Origin of the sequence: Allocoleopsis sp. (assembly GCF_036703385.1) — a bacterium.
Lineage (GTDB): Bacteria > Cyanobacteriota > Cyanobacteriia > Cyanobacteriales > Coleofasciculaceae > Allocoleopsis.
The window spans coordinates 1-6809 of record NZ_DATNPA010000163.1 but is presented as its reverse complement, the minus strand read 5'-3'; the positions used below and the strand labels follow the sequence as shown (position 1 = coordinate 6809).

At 45.5% G+C, this 6809-nt stretch carries 9 protein-coding genes and 1 pseudogene; 6 read left to right on the top strand and 4 right to left on the bottom strand.

Annotation, left to right across the window (positions count from 1 at the left end):
- The 4 genes and pseudogenes from V6C93_RS08225 to V6C93_RS08210 all read left to right on the top strand — a co-directional run.
- A pseudogene (locus V6C93_RS08225) lies at nucleotides 1-233 on the top strand (ABC transporter ATP-binding protein); the annotation flags it as partial.
- Between the two features lie 222 nt (nucleotides 234-455).
- Nucleotides 456-3185, top strand: a complete 2730-nt coding sequence (locus tag V6C93_RS08220) for a PAS domain-containing protein (protein WP_333476171.1) — start codon at nucleotides 456-458, stop codon at nucleotides 3183-3185.
- Between the two features lie 112 nt (nucleotides 3186-3297).
- Nucleotides 3298-3432, top strand: coding sequence for a hypothetical protein (locus tag V6C93_RS08215; RefSeq protein ID WP_333476170.1), 135 nt, complete (start codon nucleotides 3298-3300; stop codon nucleotides 3430-3432).
- Nucleotides 3433-3453: 21 nt separating this feature from the next.
- Nucleotides 3454-3696, top strand: coding sequence for a hypothetical protein (locus V6C93_RS08210; RefSeq protein WP_333476169.1), 243 nt, complete (start codon nucleotides 3454-3456; stop codon nucleotides 3694-3696).
- Here V6C93_RS08210 and V6C93_RS08205 read toward each other — a convergent pair.
- A complete protein-coding gene (locus V6C93_RS08205) occupies nucleotides 3687-3881 on the bottom strand; it encodes a hypothetical protein (RefSeq protein WP_333476168.1) in 195 nt (64 codons plus the stop codon). The genes V6C93_RS08210 and V6C93_RS08205 overlap by 10 nt on opposite strands.
- Before the next feature lie 158 nt (nucleotides 3882-4039).
- Here V6C93_RS08205 and V6C93_RS08200 point away from each other — a divergent pair, with 158 nt between their 5' ends.
- Nucleotides 4040-4726 (top strand): Coq4 family protein, encoded by a 687-nt coding sequence (locus V6C93_RS08200; protein ID WP_333476167.1) that lies wholly within the window; start codon nucleotides 4040-4042, stop codon nucleotides 4724-4726.
- 65 nt (nucleotides 4727-4791) lie between these two features.
- On the opposite strand, the gene V6C93_RS08195 is transcribed toward V6C93_RS08200, so the two are convergent.
- The gene (locus V6C93_RS08195) at nucleotides 4792-5166 is read right to left on the bottom strand and encodes a cytochrome c (protein ID WP_333476166.1); all 375 of its coding nucleotides are present in this window, start codon (nucleotides 5164-5166) and stop codon (nucleotides 4792-4794) included.
- Nucleotides 5167-5459: 293 nt separating this feature from the next.
- Between V6C93_RS08195 and petG the strand changes: the two genes are divergently transcribed.
- Nucleotides 5460-5579 carry a cytochrome b6-f complex subunit V gene (gene petG, locus V6C93_RS08190; RefSeq protein ID WP_015184541.1) on the top strand — a complete coding sequence of 40 codons (120 nt, stop codon included), beginning with the start codon at nucleotides 5460-5462 and terminating at the stop codon, nucleotides 5577-5579.
- Nucleotides 5580-5684: 105 nt separating this feature from the next.
- Here petG and rsmD read toward each other — a convergent pair whose 3' ends face one another.
- Nucleotides 5685-6230, bottom strand: coding sequence for a 16S rRNA (guanine(966)-N(2))-methyltransferase RsmD (rsmD, locus tag V6C93_RS08185; RefSeq protein WP_333476165.1), 546 nt, complete (start codon nucleotides 6228-6230; stop codon nucleotides 5685-5687).
- Between the two features lie 120 nt (nucleotides 6231-6350).
- On the bottom strand, nucleotides 6351-6809 hold a 459-nt coding region (hisH, locus tag V6C93_RS08180; protein WP_333476164.1), incomplete at its 5' end, for an imidazole glycerol phosphate synthase subunit HisH.

Here is a 6809-nt window from a genome sequence, read left to right as displayed (position 1 = left end):
ACGAAGCCACCTCTGCCCTGGATTCAGAATCGGAAGCCTTGGTACAAGAAGCACTAGAGCGGATTATGCAAAACCGCACCGTTTTTATCATTGCCCACCGACTCGCCACCGTGCGTCGTGCTGATCGCATTCTCGTCGTGGAACAGGGACAAATCGTCGAATCAGGTACCCACGAGGCATTATTAGAAAAAGGCGATCGCTATGCTCGATTTTATGCCCAGCAGTTTAGTTAGCAATTAGAAAATTATTTCAGTCATCAAATGTTGCTGTATTACTAAAACTATGGTGGTGTAGGTCGGCTTACCTAAATCATTTGTTAGTTGTGTAACGCTAAAAGTGAATGGCACTCTCATGAATGAGCAAATAGGCAGCTTCAGCTAACAAATTTCTGAGGTTCTAGCTACCAACTTGTGCTTATCTTCATACATCTCACTAAAAGCTAAAACAACTTCATCATGACCCTGCTAACAAGTGAGCATCCAACTGCAAAAACCCAGCGAAAAATTCCGCTTTGCGCGGTCTTAGTGGTGCCATTCGTCATCCAAATCTTTATGGCTGTGGGACTAACAGGGTGGCTATCGTTACGCAACGGACAGAAGCATGTCCATGACATGGCCATCCAGTTAAAAAATCAAGCCACAGCTCACATCCGGCAACAGCTCACCACATACATGGAGACACCACAAATAGTTGCTCAAATTAACGCTGATGCCGTCAGTCTTAATGAGTTGAATTTACAGGACTCAAGCAGCCTAGAACGCCACTTCTGGCACCAAATGCAGTTGTTTAAGTCGCTTTGTCCCATAGCTTTTGGTAGCGAACATGGGGAAATTCGAGCAGTTGATCGCCTCGCTGATGGTACGCTGGTGATTCGAGTCGTGGATCAGTCTACTGGCGGTAAATATCATACCTACACTACAGATAACCACGGGAATCGGGCCAAACTAATTCAGGTTAATGAAAGCTTCGATCCTCGAACTCGCCCCTGGTATAAAGCGGCTGTAAAAGCAGGTAAACTTACTTGGAGTGAGATTTACCCGTATTTTTCTTCACCATCACTAGCGATCAGTGCTGCCCGACCTTTCTACGACGAGAGGACAGGTGCGTTGCTTGGAGTTACGAATGCAACACTATCCCTCTCACAAATTAGTGACTTTTTGCATGATTTGAAAATTGGTCGCTCTGGACAAACATTTATTCTGGAGCGCTCCGGAGATTTAGTAGCAAGTTCAACGGCTGAAAAGCCCTTTACTCTTAGCAAAGAGGGAAAAAATGAGAAACGGAGTCGGCTTCAGGCTATCCACAGTGGCAACCGTTTAACTCGTCTCACGGCACAGTATTTGATAGAACGCTTTGGTAACCTCAGCCAAATTAATCGCAGTCACCAACTCGACTTCAAAATTGATGGCAAGCGGCAATTCCTACAGGTGACACCCTTTGTTGATACTCAGGGATTAAATTGGGTGATTGTGGTAGTTGTTCCAGAAGACGATTTCATGAAGCAAATCAATGCCAACACCCATACCACTATCCTGCTGTGTTTGGGCGCATTGGTGCTAGCTACCCTTCTAGGAATCGTCACTGCCCGCTCGATTAGCCGTCCTATTCTCCGTTTGAGCAAAGCATCTAGTGTGTTAGCAAAGCGGGCTGCCACCTCGGACTTCGCCAGTAGTCAATTAGACCAAAATGTTGAGGTGGAAAGCATAGATGAATTGGGGATTCTCGCTCAATCTTTTAAGCAAATGGCACAGCAACTGCAAGAGTCTTTTGCCACCCTAGAAAAGACAAATGAGGCACTGAAATTCTCGGAACAGCGATTCCGACTGGCTGTCGATCACTTCCCCGATACCTTTGTGATCTACGATGCTAATCGGCGATTCCAGTTTGTGAATGCACACGGTATTAGGATAGGTGGGCTACCGGAGTCGTCGCTGCTCGGTCACACTGATGAGGAAATACATCCACCAGAGATAACAAATGCGTATCTACCGTATCTACTTAAGGCTGTGGAAACACGAATCTCACAGACGGAAGAATGCACTATTACTTTGGCAACTATTGGTCAAATAACCTTTGTTGTTACCTATGTTCCACTGCTAGATGAACGAGGAGAAATTTATCAAATCCTAGGTATTACCCACAATATTACAGAGCAGAAATTGGGACAAGAGAAACTCCAATCCCAGCATAAATTTCTCCAAACTGTCATTGATAGCAATCCGAATTTAATTTTTGTCAAAGATAAAGAGGGCAAGCTGGTACTTGGCAATCAAGCATTTGCTGATTTTTTGGGAGTCAATGTTGAGCATTTGATCGGGCTTACGGATACTGAACTACATCCCAATGAAGTAGATGCCAAACGGTTCATCGCTCAAGAGCAGGAAGTATTCGCTACTTTACAGCAGAAGTTCATTTCAGAAGAACCCTACCACACACGGACTGGTGAATTGCAGTGGTTTCAAACCCTGAAAAAACCAATTTTTTCCAGTGATGGTCAAGTTTGTCAAGTCCTCGGTGTTGCCACTAATATCACCCAACGCAAGCTCGTAGAGGTAGAAATTCAAGAATCACTACGGGAAAAAGAAGTCTTACTCCAAGAAATTCATCATCGGGTCAAAAACAACTTACAGGTGATCTCCAGCCTGCTCGACTTGCAATCTCAGCATATAAAGGACCAATCCACGCTGGAACTCTTCCGGCAAAGCTGCAATCGCATCAGAGCGATGGCGCTTGTTCACGATACTTTGTATAAATTTAAAGATTTTGCAAAAATTAATTTTGCTGAATACATTGAGGATTTGAGCAGCTACTTATTTTCAGCCTACGGAGTGAATGTAGAGAACATCAATCTGGAGCTAAAACTTGAGCAAGTGGCTCTCAATCTCAATACAGCTATTCCTTGTGGATTAATTATTAATGAGCTAGTTTCAAATGCTTTAAAGCACGCTTTTCCCAACCAAGCTAAAGGAATAATCTATATCGCTCTTCACTTTGACGAAGATAATCATTATACACTCATCATTAGAGATAATGGTATAGGATTGCCCTCAAATTGGGAGGTCAAATCTGTTAATTCACTAGGGCTTAAGTTGGTGGATATTTTAGCAAAACAACTTGAAGGAACACTTCAAGTAAACTCGAGTTTGGGCACAGAGTTTAACCTGAAATTTGGTGAACTAAAGTAACTCAAATTTCAACGATAAGCTATTTCACGCCTAGTACAAGAAGGCAGTTCACGTAGCGTTCTCCGTAGGAGTAGGCACGAGGCAGGAGGCAGAAGGCAGAAGGGAAGAAAGTTTGTACAGTAAGCTTTCTAACCTTTTTCAACTGGGAGGTGCGATCGCACAAATCGACACTTGGGTGACGAGGAGAATTTTTCTTGGTTATGATCGCCTCAGCACGGTTTATGACTGGTACGAGCATTTCATTTAACCCAGCAAGGAGGCTCTCCGGATGATACCCAAAGCGACAATTTACCCGATTATTGATAATGGCTCGACTCAGCCTTTGGATTGGGCAGGAGCCTTTTCGGTGGAGTTTCAGCGAGGAGAGTTTCATGCTGTTCATTGCTACCGCTACCAAGCACTGCGGACGGCAGAGAAGGGGCAACATAGAATTGCTGAGCTGCTGCAAGGACGAGGATGGGAAGTAGAGATTGTTTCTAAGACAGGAAACCGGTTAATCGGCTACCAATAGGTCTTGTAATCCACCAAATCGTTTGCATTGCCCCAGTCAGGATAGATAATTCCTCCAGTTTTGGCAATCACTGGTTTACCCGCCGCTACGTTGATGCCTGATATCGACTTCGGCTTCGCAATATTACTATCTGGTATCGGTATCGGTATCGGCTTCGCAATATTGAACACTCCATATTGTGACACCCTCTGCCAACCAACCTATAGGGTAGGGCGGAGGATTCTTTTTCGCAATTCTTGACATATGCACTTTATTAAATATACATTATATTTAATAAATTAAGTTAATAATCACTATTTTGCAAAAAACAACCGCGTTATCACAGCTTGTCATAGGAGAAAAAATGATGGTTAGCACAACCCAACCCCTTCAGTTAAAAGATTGGACAAAAGCTCTCAATCCCCTTGCTCATACTGGAATCAACGGGTCAGAATTTCGCTCTGCTTACGCCGCTTTCCTTAAACATGAGCCAGTCAGTGCCATCAACCACATCATCGCAGCAGGACGTGGAAGCCACTGGCAACATTGGGTAGATGAGCGTCGGGCGCGTCAGGCCGCACACCTGGCAAATACTCCAGTAAGCATCAATATCCCTGAACTCCTGGAATTGCCGGAATTCACGTTAGGGGGAGCTTATGCTCGACATATCGTCAACCAAGGATTTGACCCTGAAGCGTTTATGAGTTCGTCAGACAGTCCTGAGAATTGGGTTGAGCAGCGTATGGCTCTTTCTCACGATGTCTATCACATCATCACTGGATTTGATGGCTCTCCGATGGGAGAGTTCGGCTTGGCAGGCTTCTGCTTCGTTCAATTTTGGGACTTGCTGAACGCATTTGTCCTATCTTTCCTCCCTTTGCAGATTGCCTCGAATTTCAAGCAGGCTCCTCAACTCTTCGGGTCGCTCATCAAAGGTTTCATCATGGGCATGAAGAGTAAACCCATTTTTGCTTATCAATTTGAGGCCAACTGGAACAAGCCTGTCTCTGAAGTGCGCCAAGAGTTGGGAATTTCAGGCTTTGTCAAGTGAAGTTGTCCTCTAGCTACTAACCAATCCCCAACCAGGAGGCAACGAGAAACTCCTGAATCGATGTTCTAGAGTGTCTCCAGGTAGCTCAATAAGTCTGCCATTTCTTGGGGACTGGGTTGGAATTTGGGCATAGGTGGTGTCTGGCCACTGGTTACTTGATGAATCAGGTTGATTTTGGACTTCCGCTTAGAGACCTGCTGCAAGCTAGGTCCAACCTTTCCATCGGCTCGTAATCCATGACAGCCAGCGCAATTGATTTGAAACATGTCATGACCTCGCATTGAGTCGCCGGTCAGTGACAAGACCTTACTGACATAGGGGTCGGAAGCTTGAATCAGGTGCAAACCTAAGAGGCTTGCGCTGATAGCCAGAAGCACCGCAAGTACCGCTAAGGTAATCCGCCGAAGCAAGGTTCCAGGTTGAGCAAGCTTGTTCTCCAAACGATCTCCTATCAAATTGAGAATTTACAAAACGTTTTTAATCAAGATGAAATCGAAAAACCGATTTTGCTATTCAAAAAAGTGATGACCTAATGGAGCCTCGTTAAGTATGTCGATTAATAAACATAGCTTAAAATTTCGAGGCTGAGTAAGCAAGCTGTAACTTATAGGACTGTTTCGTCTTTGCCGCTACAATGCCGTTGAACTCGCTCTTCGTGGTCTGTAGGTGTTTTGGCATGAGAGCTAGTACGATGAGAAACAGGTAAAAAAACTTATCAATCAGGAGGACTAACGTGGTAGAACCGCTGCTCTCAGGGATTGTTCTTGGTCTAATCCCAGTTACCCTGGCTGGACTATTTGTCGCGGCATACATGCAGTACAAGCGTGGTGACCAGTTGGGGATCAACAAGTAGAGGTAACTGGGGATTGGGGGCTGAGGACTAAGTAGGAACATGCCCAAAGCCTGAGTTAATAGAAGGAGAGGGTATGTACCGAAGTCGTTTACTCAATCCCCATCCCTAATCCCTGATTAAGGGGCGATAGAAGGTCACAGCCGTGTTTCCATAGACTTTTTGGCGACAGATTTCCAGGGTGGGAATCTGTTGAGATGTCAAGTTATTGGGGCTATGTTCTACGGCTAGTTCTCCCGCCTCGTTGAGGAGTTGATAATTAGCGATCGCTTCTAGTACAGGCTGGTACAAGTCACTGGCGTAGGGGGGATCGAAGTAAATGTGATCAAACTGCTCCCCCGCAAGGGATTTTAATCGTACAACCACATCCCCCCGTATGACCTGAAATGTTTGTTCAGGCTGGGCAACCTGCTCCCAATTCTGTTGAATGATGGCGCAGGCTTTTGTCCATTTTTCAATTCCGATAACGGCAGATGCTCCCCGACATAGTGCCTCGGCACCCATTGAACCTGTACCGGCACATAAATCAAGCCATCGGCAGCCTCTAATACTACCATGCCAGATGTTAAATATCGCCTCCCGCACCCGCGCGGCTGTCGGACGGGTGTCTTGTCCGGGTAGGGTTTTCAGTTGGCGATTGCCGTAAATTCTCATTTATATGGGGTGTATCGGGTTGAAGGTTTTTAAGGTTGAAGGTTGCAGGTTTTAAGGTTGAAGGTTGAAGGTTGAATCCGTCAACTTTTAACCTGCCAACTTTCAACCCTTGTTCTCAACCTAATGGCTCATAACTAATGACTCCGTGCAGCGGCTGACTTGCGCCACGAAGTTAGATAGGATTTGTAGTCCTGTAGTGGAAGATTTTTCAGGATGAAACTGAACAGCCATCAGATTGTCGCGAGCGATCGCAGCTGTTACAGTCTGAGAACCATGTGTCACGGTTGCAGCCTGGACACTGGGGTCAATGGGGTCAACGTAGTAAGAATGAACAAAATAGACGCGAGGATTTCCGGATAACTGCTGCCAAAGGGGACAATGGCTTTGAGTAAACTCTAACTCGTTCCAGCCCATGTGGGGAATGGTGATTCCGGGTTCTGGACGAAAGCGGCGGACAACACCAGGAACAATTCCTAATCCGGGTTCAGTGCCTTCTTCACTGCCCTCAAATAGAATTTGTAAGCCTAGGCAAATGCCCAAGAAAGGTTTACCACTCGCGATCGCCTCTTTTATCGGTTC